At 55.4% G+C, this 22,686-nt stretch carries 18 protein-coding genes, 1 tRNA gene, 3 rRNA genes and 1 riboswitch; of the genes, 12 read left to right on the top strand and 10 right to left on the bottom strand.

What is annotated here, in order from left to right; genetic code table 11:
• Window positions 1-17: 17 nt before the first annotated feature.
• From thiH to rsd, 7 genes are all read right to left on the bottom strand, one after another.
• The gene (thiH, locus tag J1G48_RS21050; protein ID WP_000847563.1) at window positions 18-1,151 is read right to left on the bottom strand and encodes a 2-iminoacetate synthase ThiH; all 1,134 of its coding nucleotides are present in this window, start codon (window positions 1,149-1,151) and stop codon (window positions 18-20) included.
• Window positions 1,148-1,918, bottom strand: a complete 771-nt coding sequence (thiG, locus tag J1G48_RS21045; protein ID WP_000944083.1) for a thiazole synthase — start codon at window positions 1,916-1,918, stop codon at window positions 1,148-1,150. Before thiG ends, thiH begins: the two co-directional genes overlap by 4 nt.
• 1 nt (window position 1,919) lies before the next feature.
• Window positions 1,920-2,120: a sulfur carrier protein ThiS gene (thiS, locus tag J1G48_RS21040; protein ID WP_001166833.1), complete on the bottom strand. Its 201-nt coding sequence runs from the start codon at window positions 2,118-2,120 to the stop codon at window positions 1,920-1,922.
• Entirely contained in the window at window positions 2,101-2,859 is a 759-nt protein-coding gene (locus J1G48_RS21035; RefSeq protein WP_000999759.1) for a HesA/MoeB/ThiF family protein, read from the bottom strand. The genes thiS and J1G48_RS21035 overlap by 20 nt, the downstream gene beginning before the upstream one ends.
• Window positions 2,852-3,487: a thiamine phosphate synthase gene (gene thiE / locus J1G48_RS21030; protein ID WP_000284639.1), complete on the bottom strand. Its 636-nt coding sequence runs from the start codon at window positions 3,485-3,487 to the stop codon at window positions 2,852-2,854. Before thiE ends, J1G48_RS21035 begins: the two co-directional genes overlap by 8 nt.
• Window positions 3,487-5,382 carry a phosphomethylpyrimidine synthase ThiC gene (gene thiC / locus J1G48_RS21025; protein WP_000108429.1) on the bottom strand — a complete coding sequence of 632 codons (1,896 nt, stop codon included), beginning with the start codon at window positions 5,380-5,382 and terminating at the stop codon, window positions 3,487-3,489. The genes thiE and thiC overlap by 1 nt, the downstream gene beginning before the upstream one ends.
• A gap of 85 nt (window positions 5,383-5,467) precedes the next feature.
• Window positions 5,468-5,631: riboswitch (TPP riboswitch) on the bottom strand.
• 114 nt (window positions 5,632-5,745) lie between these two features.
• Window positions 5,746-6,234, bottom strand: a complete 489-nt coding sequence (rsd, locus tag J1G48_RS21020; protein WP_000934315.1) for a sigma D regulator — start codon at window positions 6,232-6,234, stop codon at window positions 5,746-5,748.
• A 92-nt stretch (window positions 6,235-6,326) separates the two neighbouring features.
• Here rsd and nudC point away from each other — a divergent pair, with 92 nt between their 5' ends.
• The 6 genes from nudC to J1G48_RS20990 all read left to right on the top strand — a co-directional run bounded on the left by nudC (window position 6,327) and on the right by J1G48_RS20990 (window position 10,681).
• Window positions 6,327-7,100, top strand: coding sequence for an NAD(+) diphosphatase (nudC, locus tag J1G48_RS21015; RefSeq protein ID WP_000373958.1), 774 nt, complete (start codon window positions 6,327-6,329; stop codon window positions 7,098-7,100).
• 40 nt (window positions 7,101-7,140) lie between these two features.
• Window positions 7,141-8,205, top strand: a complete 1,065-nt coding sequence (gene hemE / locus J1G48_RS21010) for a uroporphyrinogen decarboxylase (protein ID WP_000137619.1) — start codon at window positions 7,141-7,143, stop codon at window positions 8,203-8,205.
• A gap of 9 nt (window positions 8,206-8,214) precedes the next feature.
• Window positions 8,215-8,886 (top strand): deoxyribonuclease V, encoded by a 672-nt coding sequence (gene nfi / locus J1G48_RS21005; RefSeq protein WP_000362363.1) that lies wholly within the window; start codon window positions 8,215-8,217, stop codon window positions 8,884-8,886.
• A gap of 41 nt (window positions 8,887-8,927) precedes the next feature.
• Complete coding sequence (locus tag J1G48_RS21000) at window positions 8,928-9,518, top strand: YjaG family protein (RefSeq protein WP_000940092.1); 591 nt, start codon at window positions 8,928-8,930, stop codon at window positions 9,516-9,518.
• Window positions 9,519-9,704: 186 nt separating this feature from the next.
• Window positions 9,705-9,977, top strand: a complete 273-nt coding sequence (gene hupA / locus J1G48_RS20995; protein ID WP_001044509.1) for a nucleoid-associated protein HU-alpha — start codon at window positions 9,705-9,707, stop codon at window positions 9,975-9,977.
• 11 nt (window positions 9,978-9,988) lie between these two features.
• Window positions 9,989-10,681 (top strand): DUF1481 domain-containing protein, encoded by a 693-nt coding sequence (locus tag J1G48_RS20990; protein WP_001083931.1) that lies wholly within the window; start codon window positions 9,989-9,991, stop codon window positions 10,679-10,681.
• A 41-nt stretch (window positions 10,682-10,722) separates the two neighbouring features.
• Here J1G48_RS20990 and zraP read toward each other — a convergent pair whose 3' ends face one another.
• Window positions 10,723-11,178, bottom strand: coding sequence for a zinc resistance sensor/chaperone ZraP (gene zraP / locus J1G48_RS20985; RefSeq protein WP_000828129.1), 456 nt, complete (start codon window positions 11,176-11,178; stop codon window positions 10,723-10,725).
• A gap of 253 nt (window positions 11,179-11,431) precedes the next feature.
• Here zraP and zraS point away from each other — a divergent pair, with 253 nt between their 5' ends.
• Together zraS and zraR are read left to right on the top strand one after the other, a co-directional pair.
• On the top strand, window positions 11,432-12,829 hold the full coding sequence (gene zraS / locus J1G48_RS20980) for a two-component system sensor histidine kinase ZraS (protein ID WP_001680270.1): 1,398 nt from the start codon (window positions 11,432-11,434) through the stop codon (window positions 12,827-12,829).
• Window positions 12,830-12,834: 5 nt separating this feature from the next.
• Entirely contained in the window at window positions 12,835-14,160 is a 1,326-nt protein-coding gene (zraR, locus tag J1G48_RS20975) for a sigma-54-dependent response regulator transcription factor ZraR (RefSeq protein WP_000617928.1), read from the top strand.
• Here the strand turns inward: zraR and purD are convergent.
• Window positions 14,157-15,446, bottom strand: coding sequence for a phosphoribosylamine--glycine ligase (gene purD / locus J1G48_RS20970; protein ID WP_000866765.1), 1,290 nt, complete (start codon window positions 15,444-15,446; stop codon window positions 14,157-14,159). The genes zraR and purD overlap by 4 nt on opposite strands.
• An 11-nt stretch (window positions 15,447-15,457) precedes the next feature.
• Window positions 15,458-17,047, bottom strand: a complete 1,590-nt coding sequence (gene purH / locus J1G48_RS20965; protein WP_001187494.1) for a bifunctional phosphoribosylaminoimidazolecarboxamide formyltransferase/IMP cyclohydrolase — start codon at window positions 17,045-17,047, stop codon at window positions 15,458-15,460.
• A 623-nt stretch (window positions 17,048-17,670) separates the two neighbouring features.
• Between purH and J1G48_RS20960 the strand changes: the two genes are divergently transcribed.
• From J1G48_RS20960 to rrf, 4 genes are all read left to right on the top strand, one after another.
• Window positions 17,671-19,212: ribosomal RNA gene (locus J1G48_RS20960) — 16S ribosomal RNA — on the top strand.
• Between the two features lie 85 nt (window positions 19,213-19,297).
• Window positions 19,298-19,373, top strand: a tRNA-Glu gene (locus J1G48_RS20955).
• 193 nt (window positions 19,374-19,566) lie between these two features.
• Window positions 19,567-22,473 (top strand): 23S ribosomal RNA (locus tag J1G48_RS20950).
• Between the two features lie 93 nt (window positions 22,474-22,566).
• Window positions 22,567-22,682: ribosomal RNA gene (gene rrf / locus J1G48_RS20945) — 5S ribosomal RNA — on the top strand.
• Together the 16S, 23S and 5S rRNA genes with 1 tRNA gene alongside form the textbook arrangement of a ribosomal RNA operon.
• Window positions 22,683-22,686: the final 4 nt, after the last annotated feature.

Below are 22,686 nucleotides of genomic sequence, written 5' to 3'. Positions count from 1 at the left end.
TGCGTTTACATACGGGTTCACCGAATTTGCGAAGCGCGCCCCAGCCAACTGTCCCAGTCTTTCCAGACGGGCTGCAATCCTTGCGCGCTTAACGCGCTTGCTACTGTTTCAGGCCGACGGGCATCGTGGGGAGAAAACTGCTCCAGTTCCGGATGATCGTCAGCGTAGCCGCCGGGCTGCGTTTTCGAGAAGGCGCTGACGTTGTTGATTGCCAGAGGAATCACATGGTCACGGAACCAGGGCGATTCGCGGGTGGAGAGTGAGAGCTCAATTTCTGGCGCCAGTAAACGAAACGCGCAAATGGTTTGCACCAGTTGCTTTTCATCCATCACAGATGCGGGTTCCACACCGCCAGTACACGGACGCAGACGCGGGAAGGAAACAGAATAGCGACTCTGCCAATAGTGTTTCTGCATCCACAACAGATGCTCCGCCACCATATAGCAATCAACCCGCCAGCTGTCGGAAAGCCCGATTAGCGCGCCTAAACCAATTTTGTCGATACCTGCCCGGCCTAACCGATCCGGCGTTTCCAGCCGCCAGAAAAAGTCCTGTTTCTTTCCCTTCAGGTGATGCTGTGCATAGATTGCCTCATGGTAAGTTTCCTGATAAACCATCACGCCATCGATCCCCAGCGTTTTGAGCTCCGCGTAGTTTTCTTGCGACAAGGGCTGGACTTCCATCTGTAATGATGAAAATTGGCGACGAATGGCCGGGAGATGGCGGCGGAAATAGTCCATGCCGACTTTGGCCTGATGTTCGCCGGTGACCAACAGCAGATGTTCAAAACCCAGCTCACGGATAGCTGAGCACTCGCGGGCAATTTCAGCCTCATCCAGCGTCTTACGCTTAATGCGGTTGCTCATCGAGAAGCCGCAGTAGGTGCAGTCGTTGGCACAGAGGTTTGAGAGATAAAGCGGCACGTAGAAACTGACGGTGTTGCCAAAGCGTTGTCGGGTCAGCCTTTGTGCCCGCTGCGCTATCGGTTCCAGATAATCGGCGGCGGCGGGGGAGAGCAACGCCATCAAATCGTCCCGGCTAAGATGCGCGGCGTTCAGCGCGCGCTCCACGTCGGCGGCAGTTTTACCGTTGATGCGCAGGCGAATATCGTCCCACTCCAGTTGCCGCCAGCGGTCGGTGAAGGTTTTCATGCCAGGGCCTCCAGAAAGCCGGTGAGCGGGCTGGTGGCGCTGGCGTAGGTGCTACGATTCCCCGGCACCGCCTGACGCGCCAGTAATCCGGCTTCCACCGCCAGACGGAAAGCGGTTGCCATCATCACCGGATCGTCCGCCACGGCAATCGCCGTGTTGACCAGTACCGCATCAGCGCCCATTTCCAGCGCCTGCGCCGCATGGCTGGGCACGCCGATCCCGGCGTCGACCACCACCGGCACGGTGGCCTGCTGGATAATAATCTCCAGCATGGTTTTGGTTTCCAGCCCCTGATTCGAACCGATAGGCGCGCCAAGCGGCATCACCGCCGCGCAGCCGACCTCTTCCAACCGCTTGCACAACACCGGATCCGCGCCGCAGTAGGGCAGCACCACAAAACCCTGCTTCACCAGCGCCTCGGCGGCTTTTAGCGTTTCGATCGGATCCGGCAATAGCCAGCGGGCGTCCGGGTGGATTTCTAATTTCAACCAGTTTGTGCCCAGCGCTTCACGCGCCAGCTGGGCGGCGAAGATCGCCTCTTCAGCGGTTTTCGCCCCGGAGGTATTGGGCAGCAGCGTGACGCCCGCTTCAATGAGCGGCGCCAGAATCGCATCGTTGTGCTGACGTAAATCCACGCGCTTCATCGCCAGCGTCACCAGTTGGCTGCCGGAAGCGCGAATTGCCTCGACCATCAGTTGCGATGAGGCAAATTTCCCGGTACCGGTGAACAGATGTGAATCAAACGTTTTGTCGGCAATACGTAACATCTCAACCCCCTGCAATAACCTGAAAAAGCAGGATCTGGTCGCCTTCCTGCACGATTTGCTGTTCCCACTGCTCGCGCGGCAGGATCTGCTGATTGAGCGCCAACGCTGCGCCCGGTTTGAGCTGGTTGAGCTGGATAAGCAGCCCGCTGACGGTTTGCCCTGCGGCGCACTGCATCGGCTCATCATTGAATTGAATTTGCATGCTGCCCTCCGCATACCGGACAGCCGCTGGCGCGACGCAGCGCGAGGCTGCGCCACTGGCTGGTTTTGCCGTCAAACAGACGTAGCTGCCCGTTCGGTGTTTCAATACCGCTGAGTAATTTAATCGCCTCCAGCGCCTGCAAGGTACCCATCACGCCCACCACCGGACCGAGCACCCCAGCGGTGCGGCAGTTGCGTTCCGGCTCCACATCATCTGGCCACAGGCAGCGGTAACAGCCTTGTTCCCACGGTGGCATGAGCACCATCAACTGGCCGCCAAAGCCGACGGCGCTGGCGGTGATGAGTGGGGTATTGAGCGCAACGCAGGCGGCGTTGATTTCCTGGCGCGTGGACATGTTATCGGTACAGTCGAGCACCACGTCGGCTCGCGAGACCGCATGCCGGAGCGCATCGCCTTTTAGTCGCCGCTGGAGCGAGACCAGTTCGATATCCGGGTTGAGCTGCGTCAGGCGCTGCCGGGCAACCTGGGATTTCGAACGCGCGATATCATCGGTGGTAAACAGGATCTGGCGCTGCAAATTGCTCAGATGAATGTCGTCATCGTCTGCCAGCGTCAGTTTGCCAATGCCTGCTCCCGCCAGATACAGCGCGGCGGGTGAACCTAACCCGCCTAAACCTACGATCAGTACATGACTCGCGAGCAGCTTTTGCTGGCCTTCAATGGCGATATCGCCGAGCAGGATTTGCCGGCTGTAGCGCATAAAATCGCGGTCATTCATCGCCAACTCCCGCAATATCCAGTAACTGCGCGGTAGCGGCGCGCCAGTCGGCGGCCTGAGTAATGGCGCTGACCACGGCAATACTGCCGACGCCGGTCGCCAGTACCGCTGTGGCGCGTTCAAGGCTGATGCCGCCGATCGCGACGGTCGGGTAATCCGCCAGTCGTTCAATATGACTGGCCAACTGCGCCAGCCCCTGTGGGGCGGAAGGCATCTGCTTGGTTTGCGTGGGGAAGACGTGGCCGAGCGCGATATAAGAAGGCTTAGCGGCGAGTGCGACGTCAATCTCCATATCATCGTGAGTCGATACGCCCAGGCGTAACCCCGCCGCCTGAATGGCCTTCAGGTCGGTGGTTTCAAGGTCTTCCTGGCCGAGATGCACGCCGTAAGCGCGGTGCTTAATTGCCAGACGCCAGTAGTCGTTGATAAACAGACGGGCGTTATAACGACGCCCCAGCGCGATGGCAGCGATAACATCCGCTTCCACCTCTTCATCGCGTTTATCTTTGATACGCAGCTGGATCGTGCGCACGCCCGCCTCCAGTAGACGCTCAATCCATGCAACGCTGTCCACCACCGGGTAAAGCCCGAGGCGGAACGGCACGGTCGGGAAATCAGGCTGATACATCAGGCTTCCTCCCGTTTGAGATAAATTTCGCCGCCTTTGGCGCGGAAGTTCTCCGACATATCCGCCATGCCGACTTCAATGGCTTGCGCGGCGGCGTAGTCGCGGACCTCCTGGCTGATTTTCATCGAGCAGAATTTCGGCCCGCACATGGAACAGAAGTGGGCGACTTTGCCGGACTCCTGCGGCAGGGTTTCATCGTGATAAGCGCGGGCGGTGAACGGGTCGAGCGCGAGGTTAAACTGATCTTCCCAGCGGAATTCGAAGCGCGCTTTCGACATGGCGTTATCGCGGATCTGCGCGCCCGGATGTCCTTTGGCTAAATCCGCGGCGTGGGCGGCGATTTTGTAGGTGATTAGCCCCTGCTTCACATCTTCTTTGTTCGGCAGGCCGAGATGCTCTTTCGGCGTCACATAACACAGCATCGCGCAGCCAAACCAGCCGATCATCGCGGCACCGATCCCGGAGGTGAAGTGGTCATAGCCCGGCGCGATATCGGTAGTCAATGGCCCTAAGGTGTAGAACGGTGCTTCATGGCAGCTCTCCAGCTCTTCGGTCATGTTGCGCTGAATCATATGCATGGGTACATGACCCGGGCCTTCAATCATCACCTGCACGTCGTATTCCCAGGCGATTTTGGTCAGCTCGCCCAGCGTATGCAGCTCGGAGAACTGCGCTTCGTCGTTGGCGTCCTGAATGGAGCCGGGGCGCAGGCCGTCGCCCAACGACAGGGAAACGTCGTAGGCGGCGCAGATTTCGCAGATCTCGCGGAAATGTTCGAACAGGAAGTTCTCTTTGTGATGGGAGAGACACCACTTCGCCATGATCGAACCGCCGCGCGAGACAATACCGGTCAGGCGTTTGGCGGTCATCGGCACGTAGCGCAGCAGCACGCCGGCGTGGATGGTGAAGTAGTCGACGCCCTGTTCGGCCTGCTCCAGCAGCGTGTCGCGGAACGCTTCCCAGGTAAGATCTTCGGCGATCCCGTTGACCTTTTCCAGCGCCTGGTAGATCGGGACGGTGCCGATCGGTACCGGGCTGTTACGCAGGATCCATTCGCGGGTTTCGTGAATATAGCGACCGGTGGAGAGGTCCATCACCGTGTCCGCGCCCCAGCGGGTTGACCACACCAGCTTCTCGACCTCTTCTTCGATGGAGGAGGTGACCGCCGAGTTACCGATGTTGGCATTCACTTTGACCAGGAAGTTGCGGCCAATAATCATCGGCTCCGATTCCGGGTGGTTGATGTTGGCGGGAATAATCGCGCGGCCCGCGGCGACTTCATCACGCACGAATTCCGGCGTAATGTTTTCCGGCAGGCGCGCGCCAAAGCTCATCCCCGGATGCTGGTGGCGCAGCACTTCACTGCAAATGCGCTCGCGGCCCATGTTTTCACGGATGGCGATGAACTCCATTTCGGGAGTGACGATCCCTTGGCGGGCGTAGTGTAACTGGGTGATGCGCTTGCCCGCTTTAGCGCGTTTTGGCGTCAGCAGGCCGGTAAAACGCAGATCGTCCAGGCCATCGTCGGCCAGACGTTCTCTGGTATAAGCCGAGCTACGGTCGTCTAATTCTTCGCTATCGTTACGTGCGTCAATCCATGGCTGGCGCAGTTTCGCCAGACCCTGCTGGACGTTAATCGCCACCTCAGGATCGCCATAGGGGCCGGAGGTGTCGTACACCGGCACGGCTTCGTTCTCTTCAAACTGCTGGTTGTCTTTACTGCCGCCGATGAGCGTCGGGCTCAGTTGAATTTCACGCATCGGTACGCGAATATCATGCTGCGAACCGGTCACGTAGATGCGTTTCGAGTTGGGAAAGGCAGTCCCTTCCAGCGTATCGATAAAATGCTGGGCTTTAGCGCGCTGCTCGCGGCGGGTTAACGTTGTTGTAGACATAGCTCATTCCAAAAAATTAAGGACGTGGCTTGTCAGACGACGGATGGAGTAATGGATGTGCGCCGCCCGTAAAGGCAGCAGCATAAAGCAGAATTACTCTTGTTCCCTTCGCAGGTATTAACCTGATCAGGTTCCGCGGATCCCGAATTAACGGTCTCAGCCTTTTCCACTTCATCCTTCGCGCTGCCTCTTCGTTGGCTTCGTCCGCTCACTCCATTCACTTACTTATGTAAGCTCCTGGAGATTCACCAACTTGCCGCCTTGACGCATCACGAACGCTTTTGTGGAAAATTAGCACTCCGACAAGATAACCGCCCCTCCGAAGAGGGGGCTGAAGTAAACTACCTGTTACTCGCGCAGAACTCAAGCGGGACGTTTGACTCTGGCGCCGTCGTGCATCGCGTCAAACACCAGCATAATCAGCTTGTCTTCCAGCACAAAGCGGGCTTCCAGCGCTTCGCCGATATCTGACAGAGCTTGTTGAAATTCGAGACAATTATCGTGATCGATGGCAGTTTCCAGGCTGGTGTCGTAATAATCCATAATGCGCTGCGTATTATCTTCCAGCAGCGGCCAGATTTTTGCCGCATGTAAAAGCTGACCGTTTCCTTCCAATTTATGGAGAATACGTTCATAAATACTGAAGTGCCCGGCGGAAAGGTAATCGACCAGGCTCTGACAAAAATCATCCAGCGCTTTTTCATTCAGCCGCATGTACGATTCTTTGCCAGGCTTAATGCCAACCAGATTGTAGTAAGCCACGAGCAGGTGCTTACGTACATCCAGCCAGCGATCGACCAGTTTGTTGCTTCCGCCAACGCGCTCCGTCAGGTTTTCCAGCTGGTTTAGCATGATTGTCTCCGCAAGTTAGATAAAGGCTGCTCGCCATGAATGTAAAAATAATGTTAACAACATGCCAGTGAAGCAAAGGTAGTGCAATAGCTATGGATCGTATAATTGAAAAATTAGAGAGTGGCTGGTGGATCGTCAGCCATGAACAAAAATTATGGTTGCCGTATGGGGAATTACCACACGGGCTGGCGGCAAATTTCGATCTTGTGGGGCAGCGCGCACTCCGGATAGGTGAATGGCAAGGCGAGCCCGTTTGGCTGGTGTTACAGCATCGACGTCATGATATGGGATCGGTTCGCCAGGTTATCGATCAGGATGCAGGGCTGTTTCAACTGGCGGGACGTGGCGTACAGTTGGCGGAGTTTTATCGTTCGCATAAATTTTGCGGCTATTGCGGGCACCCTATGCACCCGAGTAAAACCGAATGGGCGATGCTGTGCAGCCATTGCCGCGAACGCTACTATCCGCAAATTGCCCCCTGCATTATCGTCGCGATCCGCCGTGAGGATTCCATCCTGCTGGCCCAGCATGTTCGCCACCGCAACGGCGTGCATACGGTACTGGCCGGGTTTGTTGAAGTCGGCGAAACCTTAGAACAGGCGGTCGCGCGTGAAGTGATGGAGGAGAGCGGCATTAAGGTGAAAAATCTGCGCTATGTGACTTCCCAGCCGTGGCCTTTCCCGCAGTCGCTGATGACTGCTTTCATGGCGGAGTATGACAGCGGCGAGATTGTCATCGACCCGAAAGAACTGTTGGAAGCAAATTGGTACCGTTATGACGATCTGCCGCTACTGCCGCCGCCGGGCACCGTCGCGCGCCGTTTGATCGAAGATACGGTGGCAATGTGTCGGGCTGAATATGATTGACATGTTACACTGGGCGCATCAACGCTAAAGGAATGTAAAAATGACCGAACTCAAAAACGATCGTTATCTACGTGCGCTGCTGCGCCAGCCCGTTGATGTTACGCCAGTGTGGATGATGCGCCAGGCGGGCCGTTATCTACCGGAGTACAAAGCCACTCGCGCTCAGGCGGGCGATTTTATGTCGCTGTGCAAAAATGCCGAACTGGCCTGCGAGGTCACTTTACAGCCGCTGCGCCGTTATCCGCTTGATGCGGCGATCCTTTTCTCGGATATCCTGACGATTCCGGACGCGATGGGCCTGGGGCTCTATTTTGAAGCCGGGGAAGGCCCGCGCTTTACGGCCCCTGTCACCTGCAAAGCCGATGTCGATAAGCTGCCCATTCCCGATCCGGAAGATGAACTGGGTTATGTGATGAATGCAGTGCGTACGATTCGCCGCGAACTAAAAGGCGAGGTTCCGCTGATCGGCTTTTCCGGCAGCCCGTGGACGCTGGCGACTTACATGGTGGAAGGCGGCAGTAGCAAAGCCTTCACGGTGATTAAAAAGATGATGTACGCTGACCCGCAGGCGTTGCATCTGCTGCTGGATAAGTTGGCGAAAAGCGTCACGCTGTACCTCAACGCGCAAATCAAAGCGGGCGCGCAGTCGGTGATGATTTTCGACACCTGGGGCGGCGTGCTGACTGGCCGCGATTACCAGCAGTTCTCCCTCTACTACATGCATAAAATCGTCGATGGCCTGCTGCGTGAAAACGACGGTCGCCGCGTGCCGGTAACGCTGTTCACTAAAGGTGGCGGTCAGTGGCTGGAGGCGATGGCGGAAACCGGCTGCGACGCGCTGGGTCTCGACTGGACGACAGATATCGCCGATGCGCGCCGTCGCGTTGGCCATAAAGTGGCGCTGCAGGGCAATATGGACCCCTCGATGCTGTATGCGCCACCGGCACGGATCGAAGACGAAGTAGCGACTATACTTGCTGGTTTCGGTCAGGGAGAAGGGCACGTCTTTAACCTTGGACATGGCATCCATCAGGATGTGCCGCCAGAACATGCTGGCGCATTTGTGGAGGCAGTGCACCGACTTTCTGCGCAGTATCACAACTAAGGAGTTAGTATGGATCTCGCGTCGCTACGCGCTCAACAGATAGAACTTGCTTCATCGGTTTGCCGCGAAGATCGCCTGGACAAAGATCCGCCAGCGTTTATCGGCGGGGCGGACGTCGGTTTTGAGCAGGGGGGCGAGGTGACGCGGGCGGCGATGGTATTGTTGAAATATCCGTCGCTTGAACTGGTAGAGTACAAGGTGGCACGTATTGCCACCACCATGCCGTATATCCCCGGCTTTCTCTCTTTTCGTGAATATCCTGCGCTGCTGGCGGCGTGGGAACAGCTCTCGCAAAAGCCCGATTTGCTGTTTGTGGACGGTCACGGTATTTCGCATCCGCGTCGGCTTGGCGTCGCCAGTCATTTTGGACTGTTGGTGGACGTGCCGACCATCGGCGTGGCGAAAAAACGGCTATGCGGTAAATTTGAACCACTTTCCACCGAACCTGGCGCACTTAGCCCCTTAATGGATAAAGGCGAGCAACTGGCGTGGGTATGGCGCAGCAAGGCGCGCTGTAATCCGCTGTTTATCGCGACAGGGCACCGGGTCAGTACTGACAGCGCGCTGGCGTGGGTACAGCGCTGTATGAAAGGGTATCGCCTGCCGGAGCCGACGCGCTGGGCGGATGCCGTCGCTTCCGGACGTCCGGCGTTTGTTCGTTGGCAAGAAATTCAGCGCTGATTCAGGTAAACTGCCGCTAATTTCCGATTCGAGATTCCATCATGTTACAAAACCCGATTCATTTGCGTCTGGAGCGGCTGGAAAGCTGGCAGCACGTTACCTTTATGGCCTGCTTGTGCGAGCGCATGTACCCGAACTACGCCATGTTTTGCAAGCAGACGGAATTCGGCGACGGACAGATCTACCGTCGCATTCTGGATCTGATCTGGGAAACCCTGACGGTGAAAGATGCAAAGGTCAATTTCGATAGCCAACTGGAGAAGTTTGAAGAGGCAATTCCGGCAGCTGACGACTATGATCTGTACGGCGTTTACCCGGCGATTGATGCCTGCGTCGCATTAAGCGAATTAATGCATTCTCGCCTTAGCGGCGAAACGCTGGAACACGCTATTGAGGTTAGTAAGACTTCCATTACTACGGTAGCGATGTTGGAAATGACTCAGGCTGGTCGGGAAATGACCGATGAGGAGCTCAAAACGAACCCTGCCGTTGAACAGGAATGGGATATTCAGTGGGAAATATTCCGACTTTTAGCCGACTGCGAAGAACGTGATATTGAACTGATAAAAGGGCTCAGGGCAGACCTGCGCGAGGCTGGCGAGAGCAATATCGGTATAAATTTTCAGCAATGACACCAGAAAACGTGATTTAACGTCTGATTTGTCGTGCCATAAGGCTTCCCTTATGCCCCCCGTCTGGTCTACATTTGGGAGGCGAAAAAAAGTGGCTATCGGTGCGTGTATGCAGGAGAGTGCTTTTCTGGCATTTCCGTCGCACTCGATGCTTAGCAAGCGATAAACACATTGTAAGGATAACTTATGAACAAGACTCAACTGATTGATGTAATTGCAGACAAAGCAGAACTGTCCAAAACCCAGGCTAAAGCTGCTCTGGAATCCACTCTGGCTGCTATTACTGAGTCTCTGAAAGAAGGCGATGCTGTACAACTGGTTGGTTTCGGTACCTTCAAAGTGAACCACCGTGCTGAGCGCACTGGCCGTAACCCACAGACCGGTAAAGAAATCAAAATCGCCGCCGCTAACGTACCGGCGTTTGTTTCTGGTAAAGCTCTGAAAGACGCAGTTAAGTAAGACGCGTAGCTGTGAACAGTTTTATCGAAGGGGCTCGTCAGCCCCTTTTGTCTGTCTGGCGTCGCGCGTTTCTGTTTTCTGGCGCGCTGTTGCTGACTGCCTGCAGTCATAACGCTTCACCGCCTCCGTTTACTGCCAGCGGCTTTGCCGGCGATCACGGCGCGGTGCGTATCTGGCGTAAAGATACGAACGATGAAGTCCATCTGCTTTCTGTTTTTAGCCCGTGGCATAGCGGCAGCACGACGACCAGCGAATATCGTTGGCAGGGTGATACGCTTTCGCTTATTGAACTCAATATTTACAGCAAACCGCCAGAACATATTCGCGCGCGTTTCGACGCTCATGGCGAACTCAGTTTTATGCAGCGTGAAGTCGGGGGGCAGAAGCAGCAGCTTTCCAACGATCAGATTGCCTTGTATCGCTATCGCGCCGAACAAATCCGTCAGACCAGCGACGCCTTGCGCCTGGGGCGGGTCATACTACGCCAGGGACGCTGGCACGCCGACCATACGGTAACCACCTGTGAAGGTGAAACGCTGAAACCGGATCTGGATTCCTGGGCAATAAGCCACATTGAGCGCCGCCAGAACCACTCATCGGTAGAGGTGAGCGTAGCATGGCTGGAGGCGCCGGAAGGATCGCAACTTTTGCTGGTGGCGAATTCAGATTTCTGTCACTGGCAGCCGCAAGCGAAAACCTTTTGATGGAATACCGAATGGCGAAGCCGCCATTCGGCATACATGCTTTACCAGTTTCCCATACCCATATGACCGCCGCCGCGATGATAACCGCCGCCATAGCCGCCGCAACCGCCATAGCCCATTCCTGCGCCGCGTGGTATGCCAGCCTGCGCCATCGCGACATCCCGTTTCACGCGTTGCTCATCTAACTTCTGGCCTAATGACTCCATCTCTTTGGCAACCGCGTTAATTTTCGCAGTATCCGGCGAACTGGCGGTCAGTAGCGCGTTGTATTCATAACGTTTGGATATCAGTTGCTGGCGCAGCGCGCTGGTCTGCGTATAGTAATCATCATAAATCTTCTGCGCCGTCGCCTGCTGTTCCGTAGTTAACGGGCTACCTCCCTGTTGCCACATACCGTCATTGTTGCCCCAGTGATGCCCGGCGAAGGCGGCGCCGGAGCTCAGGGCCAAAAGAGAGAGGGCGATTAGCGCGATAGCTGATTTATTGTTCCGTTTCATTTTGCGTTCTCCTGTTGCTCATCTTATCCTCTCTCTTGCATCTTCCGTGCCAGGTAACTATTCCTTGTCGGGCAGCGAGTTAACCCGCTTCAGGCGGCAAAAAGCGAGTAAAAATGACTCGCATGACCCGCCTGGCGAGTCATTTTTACCCATCCGTATCCGAAAGGGTGTGCGGCAACGCGCGGTTATGCGGAGCGAAGAATGGCATGATCTCTGCTTAAGTAAGGAAAATAAAAACGAGCCGGGGAAGCCTGTGAGTTTTATACGATTACATAAAGATGCCGCTGCAACGTGGTTGAGTCGGCTGTTACCTGCGGCGATCTTCATTCTGGTGGGGCTATTTTCCATTATGGTCATTCGCGACTATGGCCGTGAGAGCGCTGCCGCCAGGCAGACGCTGCTGGAAAAGGGAAATGTACTCATTCGCGCTCTGGAGTCCGGCACGCGAGTAGGTATGGGAATGCGGATGCATCACGCGCAGCAGCAGACATTGCTGGAAGAGATGGCGGGTCAGCCAGGCGTGTTGTGGTTCGCCGTAACGGATGCGCAGGGGGTAATCATCACTCATAGCAACCCTGGCATGGTGGGCAAATCGCTCTATTCCGCATCTGAAATGCATCAACTAAACCCCGGGCCGCAGGAGCGTTGGCGGCGTGTCGACGTTGCTGCTAACGGCGAGACGGTGCCTGCGCTGGAAATTTACCGTCAGTTCCAGCCGCTTTTCGGTATGAGAGGTCACGGTATGAGGGGGCACGGCATGGCGCGTAGCGCCAATGACGACGAACCAGCGAAACAAACTATTTTTATTGCCTTTGACGCCAGCGAGCTGGCCGCGACACAGGCAAGGGAGTGGCGTAATACGCTGATTGTTTTGTCTGCGTTAGCGACGGTGCTGTTGGCAACGTTACTGGCGTTTTTTTGGCATCAGCGTTATCAGCGCTCGCACAGAGAACTGCTTGATGCAATGAAGCGTAAAGAAAAGCTGGTGGCGATGGGGCATCTGGCGGCGGGCGTCGCGCACGAAATTCGTAACCCGCTCTCGTCCATCAAAGGGCTGGCGAAATACTTTGCCGAGCGCACGCCTGCCGGCGGCGAGTCGCATGAACTGGCGCAGGTGATGGCCAAAGAGGCCGACCGTTTGAACCGGGTGGTAAGCGAATTGCTCGAACTGGTAAAGCCCGCGCATCTGACGCTCCAGGCGGTTAACCTCAATGATATTATTACTCACTCCCTGAATCTGGTCAGTCAGGATGCCCAAAGCAGAGAGATTCAGTTGAGATTCACGGCGAATGAGACGCTTAAGCGTATTCAGGCTGACCCGAACAGGCTGACTCAGGTGCTATTGAATTTGTACCTGAACGCTATTCATGCGATTGGCCGCCAGGGAACGATTACCGTAGAGGCAAAAGAAAGTGGGACCGACCGCGTTATCATCACTGTTACCGATAGCGGGAAAGGGATCGCCCCGGATCAGTTGGAGGCGATTTTTACACCTTATTTTACGACCAAAGCTGACGGGACAGGCCTGGGGCTGGCGGTGGTGCAAAATATCATCGAACAGCATGGCGGCGCGATTAAGGTGAAAAGTATTGAGGGTAAAGGCGCGGTCTTTACTATCTGGTTGCCAGTGATAGCGAGACAACAGGATTAACAAGGGTGATACGCGGAAAAATCGATATTCTGGTTGTGGATGATGATGTAAGCCACTGCACGATTTTACAGGCGCTGCTTCGGGGCTGGGGCTATAACGTCGCTCTGGCCTACAGTGGGCATGATGCGTTGGCTCAGGTGCGTGAGAAAGTCTTTGATCTGGTACTGTGCGATGTGCGTATGGCGGAGATGGACGGTATCGCTACGCTGAAGGAGATTAAAGCGCTCAACCCCGCCATTCCGATTTTGATTATGACGGCATTCTCCAGCGTGGAAACGGCGGTAGAGGCGTTGAAAGCCGGCGCGCTCGACTATTTAATTAAACCGCTGGATTTTGACCGTCTGCAGGAGACGCTGGAAAAGGCGTTGGCGCATACGCGGGAAACGGGCGCTGAATTGCCATCGGCGTCGGCTGCGCAGTTTGGCATGATTGGCAGCAGCCCGGCGATGCAACATTTACTGAATGAAATCGCGATGGTCGCACCATCAGACGCCACGGTATTGATTCACGGAGACTCCGGCACGGGTAAAGAGCTGGTGGCGCGGGCGCTACACGCCTGTAGCGCCCGGAGCGATAAACCGCTGGTCACGCTCAACTGCGCGGCGCTTAATGAATCGCTGCTGGAGTCCGAGCTGTTTGGTCACGAAAAAGGTGCGTTTACCGGTGCGGATAAACGTCGGGAGGGACGCTTTGTCGAAGCTGACGGCGGGACATTGTTTCTTGATGAAATCGGCGATATCTCGCCGTTAATGCAGGTACGTTTGCTGCGGGCGATTCAGGAGCGCGAAGTGCAACGCGTGGGAAGTAACCAGACGATATCTGTGGATGTTCGGTTAATTGCCGCTACCCACCGCGATCTGGCGGAAGAGGTGAGTGCTGGTCGTTTTCGCCAGGATCTCTATTACCGCCTGAATGTGGTGGCGATTGAAATGCCTTCTTTGCGCCAGCGTCGGGAAGATATTCCGCTACTGGCAGACCATTTTCTGCGGCGTTTTGCCGAACGTAACCGAAAAGCGGTAAAGGGGTTTACGCCGCAGGCGATGGATCTGCTGATCCACTACGACTGGCCGGGCAATATCCGTGAGCTGGAAAACGCTATCGAGCGGGCGGTGGTGTTGCTGACGGGAGAATACATTTCTGAACGCGAATTGCCTCTCGCTATTGCCGCGACGCCGATAAAAACGGAATACAGTGGTGAGATCCAACCGCTGGTGGACGTCGAAAAAGAGGTGATTCTGGCGGCGCTGGAAAAAACGGGCGGCAACAAAACCGAAGCCGCCCGTCAATTGGGCATTACGCGCAAAACGCTGCTGGCTAAACTCAGCCGTTAGTTCTGTTCACGCTCGATGGCGCGCCAGCCGATGTCGTTACGGCTGAAGCTGCCGTCCCAGCGGATGTCGGTCATCAAGGCGTAAGCGCGTTTCTGCGCCTCAGCCACGGTGTGGCCCAGCGCGGTGGCGCACAGTACGCGACCGCCGCTGGTCAGCACACGGTCGTCATCGGCGAGTTTGGTGCCCGCGTGGAAAACCTTACCGTCAGCCACTTCTTCCAGCGGCAGGCCGTGGATCTCATCGCCAGTGTTGTAGTTGCCCGGATAACCGCCCGCGGCGATCACCACGCCTAATGAAGCGCGCTCGTCCCACTCGGAGGTTTTCTCATCCAGCTTGCCGTCGCAGGCGGCCAGGCAAAGATCCACCAGATCCGACTTCATGCGCAGCATGATCGGCTGGGTTTCCGGATCGCCGAAGCGGCAGTTGAACTCGATAACTTTCGGGTTGCCCTGCTTGTCGATCATCAGACCCGCATACAGGAACCCGGTATAGGTATTCCCTTCCGCCGCCATGCCTTTCACGGTTGGCCAGATGATGCGTTCCATGGTGCGCTGGTGCACTTCATCAGTGACCACGGGAGCAGGAGAGTAAGCCCCCATGCCGCCGGTGTTCGGGCCGGTATCGCCGTTGCCCACGCGTTTGTGATCCTGGCTGGTGGCCATCGGCAGCACGTGCTCGCCGTCGACCATCACGATAAAGCTCGCTTCTTCGCCGTCGAGGAACTCTTCAATCACGATGCGGTGGCCCGCATCGCCAAAGGCGTTGCCTGCCAGCATGTCATGGACGGCGGCTTCGGCTTCTTCGAGCGTCATCGCCACGATAACGCCTTTGCCCGCAGCCAGACCATCGGCTTTGATGACGATCGGCGCGCCTTTCTCACGCAGATAAGCCAGGGCTGGCTCAATCTCGGTGAAATTCTGGTATTCCGCCGTCGGAATCTGGTGACGAGCGAGGAAATCTTTGGTGAACGCTTTGGAGCCTTCCAGTTGGGCGGCCCCTTCGGTTGGGCCAAAGATCTTCAGACCCGCCGCGCGGAACGCATCGACCACGCCAATCACCAGCGGCGCTTCCGGGCCAACGATGGTCAGGTCAATCTTCTCGTGCTGGGCAAAGCTCAGCAGCGCCGGAATATCGGTGACGCCGATAGCCACGTTCTGCAACGCGGGCTCCAGCGCGGTACCGGCGTTACCCGGTGCGACAAAAACAGTATCAACCAGCGGCGACTGTGCGGCTTTCCAGGCCAGCGCGTGTTCGCGTCCGCCGTTACCAATCACTAATACTTTCATGTTTCGCTCCATTAATGGCGGAAGTGGCGCATGTCAGTGAAGATCATCGCAATACCGTGTTCGTCGGCAGCGGCAATCACTTCGTCATCACGGATAGAACCGCCAGGCTGGATCACACAGCTCACGCCAACGGCGGCAGCGGCATCAATACCGTCACGGAACGGGAAGAACGCGTCGGAGGCCATCGCGGAACCTTTCACTTCCAGACCTTCGTCAGCCGCTTTAATGCCAGCGATTTTCGCGGAGTACACGCGGCTCATCTGGCCTGCGCCTATACCGATAGTCATGTTCTCTTTCGCATACACAATGGCGTTGGATTTCACGAACTTGGCGACCTTCCAGCAGAACAGCGCATCGCGCAGCTCCTGCTCGGTCGGCTGGCGTTTAGAGACCACGCGCAGTTCAGCTTCGCTCACCATACCCAGATCCCTGTCCTGAACCAGCAGGCCGCCGTTAACGCGTTTAAAGTCGAGGCCCGGTACGCGCTGTGCCCACTGGCCACAGGTCAGGACGCGAACGTTCTGTTTAGCGGCAGTGATCTTCAGCGCTTCTTCGGTCGCAGATGGGGCGATGATCACTTCCACGAACTGGCGGGAGATGATGGCCTGCGCGGTTTCCGCATCCAGCTCACGGTTAAAGGCGATAATGCCGCCGAACGCGGAGGTCGGGTCGGTTTTATAGGCGCGATCGTAAGCGTCGAGAATAGAGGTACTTACCGCCACGCCGCACGGGTTAGCGTGCTTGACGATTACGCAGGCTGGCTCGTTGAACGCTTTCACACACTCCAGCGCCGCGTCGGTATCGGCGATGTTGTTGTAGGAAAGCGCTTTGCCCTGAACCTGTTGTGCGGTGGCAACGGACGCTTCTTTCACATTCTCTTCTATATAGAAGGCAGCCTGCTGGTGGCTGTTCTCGCCATAGCGCATATCCTGCTTCTTAATGAAGTTCAGGTTCAGCGTACGCGGGAAGCGACCGGCGGCTTCTTTGCTTTCACCGTGGTAGGCCGGAACCATGCTGCCGAAGTAGTTAGCGATCATGCTGTCGTAGGCGGCGGTGTGTTCGAAGGCTTTAATCGAGAGATCGAAACGGGTGTCGAGGGTCAGAGAACCTTCGTTAGCATCCATCTCTTTAATAATGGCGTCGTAGTCGCTGCTCTTCACCACGATGGCCACGTCTTTATGGTTCTTCGCGGCGGAGCGCACCATCGTTGGGCCACCGATATCAATGTTCTCTACCGCATCTTCCAGCGAGCAGCCAACGCGTGCCACGGTTTCGGCGAACGGATACAGGTTAACGACAACCATATCGATAGGGGCGATGTGGTGCTGTTCCATAATGGCATCGTCCTGGCCGCGACGACCGAGGATGCCGCCGTGGACTTTTGGATGCAGGGTCTTTACGCGTCCATCCATCATTTCCGGGAAACCGGTGTAATCGGAAACTTCGGTCACCGCCAGACCTTTTTCTGCTAACAGGCGGGCGGTGCCCCCCGTAGACAGCAGCTCCACACCGCGTGCGGAAAGTGCCTGGGCGAATTCGATGATACCGGCCTTGTCAGAAACACTGAGCAGAGCGCGGCGGACTGGACGACGTTGTTGCATGGTAAATCCCCTGGATTTGACGATTACAGAGAGCGTTAGCTGAATTTTTCGTGAAAAACTCAGCTAACGCCCCTTATGGGGTATTCTCATTTTGCGGCGACATTGTAACGAAAACGTTTGCGCAACGCTCGCGAATTTTTCTTTTTAAATTCTGGCCCCGCTTTTATCCCTGAAAGATCATTTGCAGAGTGAGAAGATCCAGGAGATGAACGCGCATTTTGTGGATAAGTCTGTGCGTAAATGGGTATAACCAGGGGTTTTGCTGGGGAATGCAGCAAACAGTCATTTTTCTGCAATTTTTCTATTGCGGTCAGCAGAGAACTCCCTATAATGCGCCTCCATCGACACGGCGGATGTGAATCACTTCACACAAACAGCCGGTCGGTTGAAGAGAAAAATCCTGAAATTCAGGGTTGACTCTGAAAGAGGAAAGCGTAATATACGCCACCTCGCAACGGTGAGCGAAAGCCGCGTTGCACTGCTCTTTAACAATTTATCAGACAATCTGTGTGGGCACTCGAAGATACGGATTCTTAACGTCCTCGGACGAAAAATGAATACCAAGTCTCAAGAGTGAACACGTAATTCATTACGAAGTTTAATTCTTTGAGCATCAAACTTTTAAATTGAAGAGTTTGATCATGGCTCAGATTGAACGCTGGCGGCAGGCCTAACACATGCAAGTCGAACGGTAACAGGAAGCAGCTTGCTGCTTCGCTGACGAGTGGCGGACGGGTGAGTAATGTCTGGGAAACTGCCTGATGGAGGGGGATAACTACTGGAAACGGTGGCTAATACCGCATAACGTCGCAAGACCAAAGAGGGGGACCTTCGGGCCTCTTGCCATCAGATGTGCCCAGATGGGATTAGCTTGTTGGTGAGGTAACGGCTCACCAAGGCGACGATCCCTAGCTGGTCTGAGAGGATGACCAGCCACACTGGAACTGAGACACGGTCCAGACTCCTACGGGAGGCAGCAGTGGGGAATATTGCACAATGGGCGCAAGCCTGATGCAGCCATGCCGCGTGTATGAAGAAGGCCTTCGGGTTGTAAAGTACTTTCAGCGGGGAGGAAGGTGTTGTGGTTAATAACCGCAGCAATTGACGTTACCCGCAGAAGAAGCACCGGCTAACTCCGTGCCAGCAGCCGCGGTAATACGGAGGGTGCAAGCGTTAATCGGAATTACTGGGCGTAAAGCGCACGCAGGCGGTCTGTCAAGTCGGATGTGAAATCCCCGGGCTCAACCTGGGAACTGCATTCGAAACTGGCAGGCTTGAGTCTTGTAGAGGGGGGTAGAATTCCAGGTGTAGCGGTGAAATGCGTAGAGATCTGGAGGAATACCGGTGGCGAAGGCGGCCCCCTGGACAAAGACTGACGCTCAGGTGCGAAAGCGTGGGGAGCAAACAGGATTAGATACCCTGGTAGTCCACGCCGTAAACGATGTCTACTTGGAGGTTGTGCCCTTGAGGCGTGGCTTCCGGAGCTAACGCGTTAAGTAGACCGCCTGGGGAGTACGGCCGCAAGGTTAAAACTCAAATGAATTGACGGGGGCCCGCACAAGCGGTGGAGCATGTGGTTTAATTCGATGCAACGCGAAGAACCTTACCTGGTCTTGACATCCACAGAAGAATCCAGAGATGGATTTGTGCCTTCGGGAACTGTGAGACAGGTGCTGCATGGCTGTCGTCAGCTCGTGTTGTGAAATGTTGGGTTAAGTCCCGCAACGAGCGCAACCCTTATCCTTTGTTGCCAGCGGTTAGGCCGGGAACTCAAAGGAGACTGCCAGTGATAAACTGGAGGAAGGTGGGGATGACGTCAAGTCATCATGGCCCTTACGACCAGGGCTACACACGTGCTACAATGGCGCATACAAAGAGAAGCGACCTCGCGAGAGCAAGCGGACCTCATAAAGTGCGTCGTAGTCCGGATTGGAGTCTGCAACTCGACTCCATGAAGTCGGAATCGCTAGTAATCGTGGATCAGAATGCCACGGTGAATACGTTCCCGGGCCTTGTACACACCGCCCGTCACACCATGGGAGTGGGTTGCAAAAGAAGTAGGTAGCTTAACCTTCGGGAGGGCGCTTACCACTTTGTGATTCATGACTGGGGTGAAGTCGTAACAAGGTAACCGTAGGGGAACCTGCGGTTGGATCACCTCCTTACCTTAAAGAACTGTTCTTTGAAGTGCTCACACAGATTGTCTGATGAAAAGTAAAAAGCAAGGCGTCTTGCGATTGAGACTTCAGTGTCCCCTTCGTCTAGAGGCCCAGGACACCGCCCTTTCACGGCGGTAACAGGGGTTCGAATCCCCTAGGGGACGCCACTTGCGCGGTAATGTGTGAAAGGCGTTGCCATCAGTATCTCAAAACTGACTTACGAGTCACGTTTGAGATATTTGCTCTTTAAAAATCTGGATCAAGCTGAAAATTGAAACACAGAACAACGAAAGTTGTTCGTGAGTCTCTCAAATTTTCGCAACACGATGATGAATCGTAAGAAACATCTTCGGGTTGTGAGGTTAAGCGACTAAGCGTACACGGTGGATGCCCTGGCAGTCAGAGGCGATGAAGGGCGTGCTAATCTGCGATAAGCGCCGGTAAGGTGATATGAACCGTTATAACCGGCGATACCCGAATGGGGAAACCCAGTGTGACTCGTCACACTATCATTAACTGAATCCATAGGTTAATGAGGCGAACCGGGGGAACTGAAACATCTAAGTACCCCGAGGAAAAGAAATCAACCGAGATTCCCCCAGTAGCGGCGAGCGAACGGGGAGGAGCCCAGAGCCTGAATCAGCATGTGTGTTAGTGGAAGCGTCTGGAAAGGCGCGCGATACAGGGTGACAGCCCCGTACACAAAAGCGCATGTGCTGTGAGCTCGATGAGTAGGGCGGGACACGTGGTATCCTGTCTGAATATGGGGGGACCATCCTCCAAGGCTAAATACTCCTGACTGACCGATAGTGAACCAGTACCGTGAGGGAAAGGCGAAAAGAACCCCGGCGAGGGGAGTGAAAAAGAACCTGAAACCGTGTACGTACAAGCAGTGGGAGCACAGGTTTACCTGTGTGACTGCGTACCTTTTGTATAATGGGTCAGCGACTTATATTCTGTAGCAAGGTTAACCGAATAGGGGAGCCGGAGGGAAACCGAGTCTTAATTGGGCGTTAAGTTGCAGGGTATAGACCCGAAACCCGGTGATCTAGCCATGGGCAGGTTGAAGGTTGGGTAACACTAACTGGAGGACCGAACCGACTAATGTTGAAAAATTAGCGGATGACCTGTGGCTGGGGGTGAAAGGCCAATCAAACCGGGAGATAGCTGGTTCTCCCCGAAAGCTATTTAGGTAGCGCCTCGTGAATTCATCTCCGGGGGTAGAGCACTGTTTCGGCTAGGGGGCCATCCCGGCTTACCAACCCGATGCAAACTGCGAATACCGGAGAATGTTATCACGGGAGACACACGGCGGGTGCTAACGTCCGTCGTGAAGAGGGAAACAACCCAGACCGCCAGCTAAGGTCCCAAAGTCATGGTTAAGTGGGAAACGATGTGGGAAGGCCCAGACAGCCAGGATGTTGGCTTAGAAGCAGCCATCATTTAAAGAAAGCGTAATAGCTCACTGGTCGAGTCGGCCTGCGCGGAAGATGTAACGGGGCTAAACCATGCACCGAAGCTGCGGCAGCGACACTGTGTGTTGTTGGGTAGGGGAGCGTTCTGTAAGCCTGTGAAGGTGTGTCGTGAGGCATGCTGGAGGTATCAGAAGTGCGAATGCTGACATAAGTAACGATAAAGCGGGTGAAAAGCCCGCTCGCCGGAAGACCAAGGGTTCCTGTCCAACGTTAATCGGGGCAGGGTGAGTCGACCCCTAAGGCGAGGCCGAAAGGCGTAGTCGATGGGAAACGGGTTAATATTCCCGTACTTGGTGTTACTGCGAAGGGGGGACGGAGAAGGCTATGTTGGCCGGGCGACGGTTGTCCCGGTTTAAGCGTGTAGGTGTGTGTTCCAGGTAAATCCGGTTCACTTTAACACTGAGGCGTGACGACGAGGCACTACGGTGCTGAAGCAACAAATGCCCTGCTTCCAGGAAAAGCCTCTAAGCATCAGGTAACATCAAATCGTACCCCAAACCGACACAGGTGGTCAGGTAGAGAATACCAAGGCGCTTGAGAGAACTCGGGTGAAGGAACTAGGCAAAATGGTGCCGTAACTTCGGGAGAAGGCACGCTGACACGTAGGTGAAGTGATTTACTCATGGAGCTGAAGTCAGTCGAAGATACCAGCTGGCTGCAACTGTTTATTAAAAACACAGCACTGTGCAAACACGAAAGTGGACGTATACGGTGTGACGCCTGCCCGGTGCCGGAAGGTTAATTGATGGGGTCAGCGCAAGCGAAGCTCCTGATCGAAGCCCCGGTAAACGGCGGCCGTAACTATAACGGTCCTAAGGTAGCGAAATTCCTTGTCGGGTAAGTTCCGACCTGCACGAATGGCGTAATGATGGCCAGGCTGTCTCCACCCGAGACTCAGTGAAATTGAACTCGCTGTGAAGATGCAGTGTACCCGCGGCAAGACGGAAAGACCCCGTGAACCTTTACTATAGCTTGACACTGAACATTGAGCCTTGATGTGTAGGATAGGTGGGAGGCTTTGAAGTGTGGACGCCAGTCTGCATGGAGCCGACCTTGAAATACCACCCTTTAATGTTTGATGTTCTAACGTGGACCCGTTACCCGGGTTGCGGACAGTGTCTGGTGGGTAGTTTGACTGGGGCGGTCTCCTCCTAAAGAGTAACGGAGGAGCACGAAGGTTGGCTAATCCTGGTCGGACATCAGGAGGTTAGTGCAATGGCATAAGCCAGCTTGACTGCGAGCGTGACGGCGCGAGCAGGTGCGAAAGCAGGTCATAGTGATCCGGTGGTTCTGAATGGAAGGGCCATCGCTCAACGGATAAAAGGTACTCCGGGGATAACAGGCTGATACCGCCCAAGAGTTCATATCGACGGCGGTGTTTGGCACCTCGATGTCGGCTCATCACATCCTGGGGCTGAAGTAGGTCCCAAGGGTATGGCTGTTCGCCATTTAAAGTGGTACGCGAGCTGGGTTTAGAACGTCGTGAGACAGTTCGGTCCCTATCTGCCGTGGGCGCTGGAGAACTGAGGGGGGCTGCTCCTAGTACGAGAGGACCGGAGTGGACGCATCACTGGTGTTCGGGTTGTCATGCCAATGGCACTGCCCGGTAGCTAAATGCGGAAGAGATAAGTGCTGAAAGCATCTAAGCACGAAACTTGCCCCGAGATGAGTTCTCCCTGAGACTTAGAGTCTCCTGAAGGAACGTTGAAGACGACGACGTTGATAGGCCGGGTGTGTAAGCGCAGCGATGCGTTGAGCTAACCGGTACTAATGAACCGTGAGGCTTAACCTTACAACGCCGAAGATGTTTTGGCGGATGAGAGAAGATTTTCAGCACTGATTCAGATTACATCAGAACGTAAAAACGGTCTGATAACAGAATTTGCCTGGCGGCAGTAGCGCGGTGGTCCCACCTGACCCCATGCCGAACTCAGAAGTGAAACGCCGTAGCGCCGATGGTAGTGTGGGGTCTCCCCATGCGAGAGTAGGGAACTGCCAGGCATCA

The organism is Salmonella sp. SAL-020 (assembly GCF_017372215.1).
GTDB classification, from domain to species: Bacteria; Pseudomonadota; Gammaproteobacteria; order Enterobacterales; family Enterobacteriaceae; genus Salmonella; species Salmonella enterica.
This window is presented reverse-complemented; position numbering and strand designations above follow the sequence as displayed.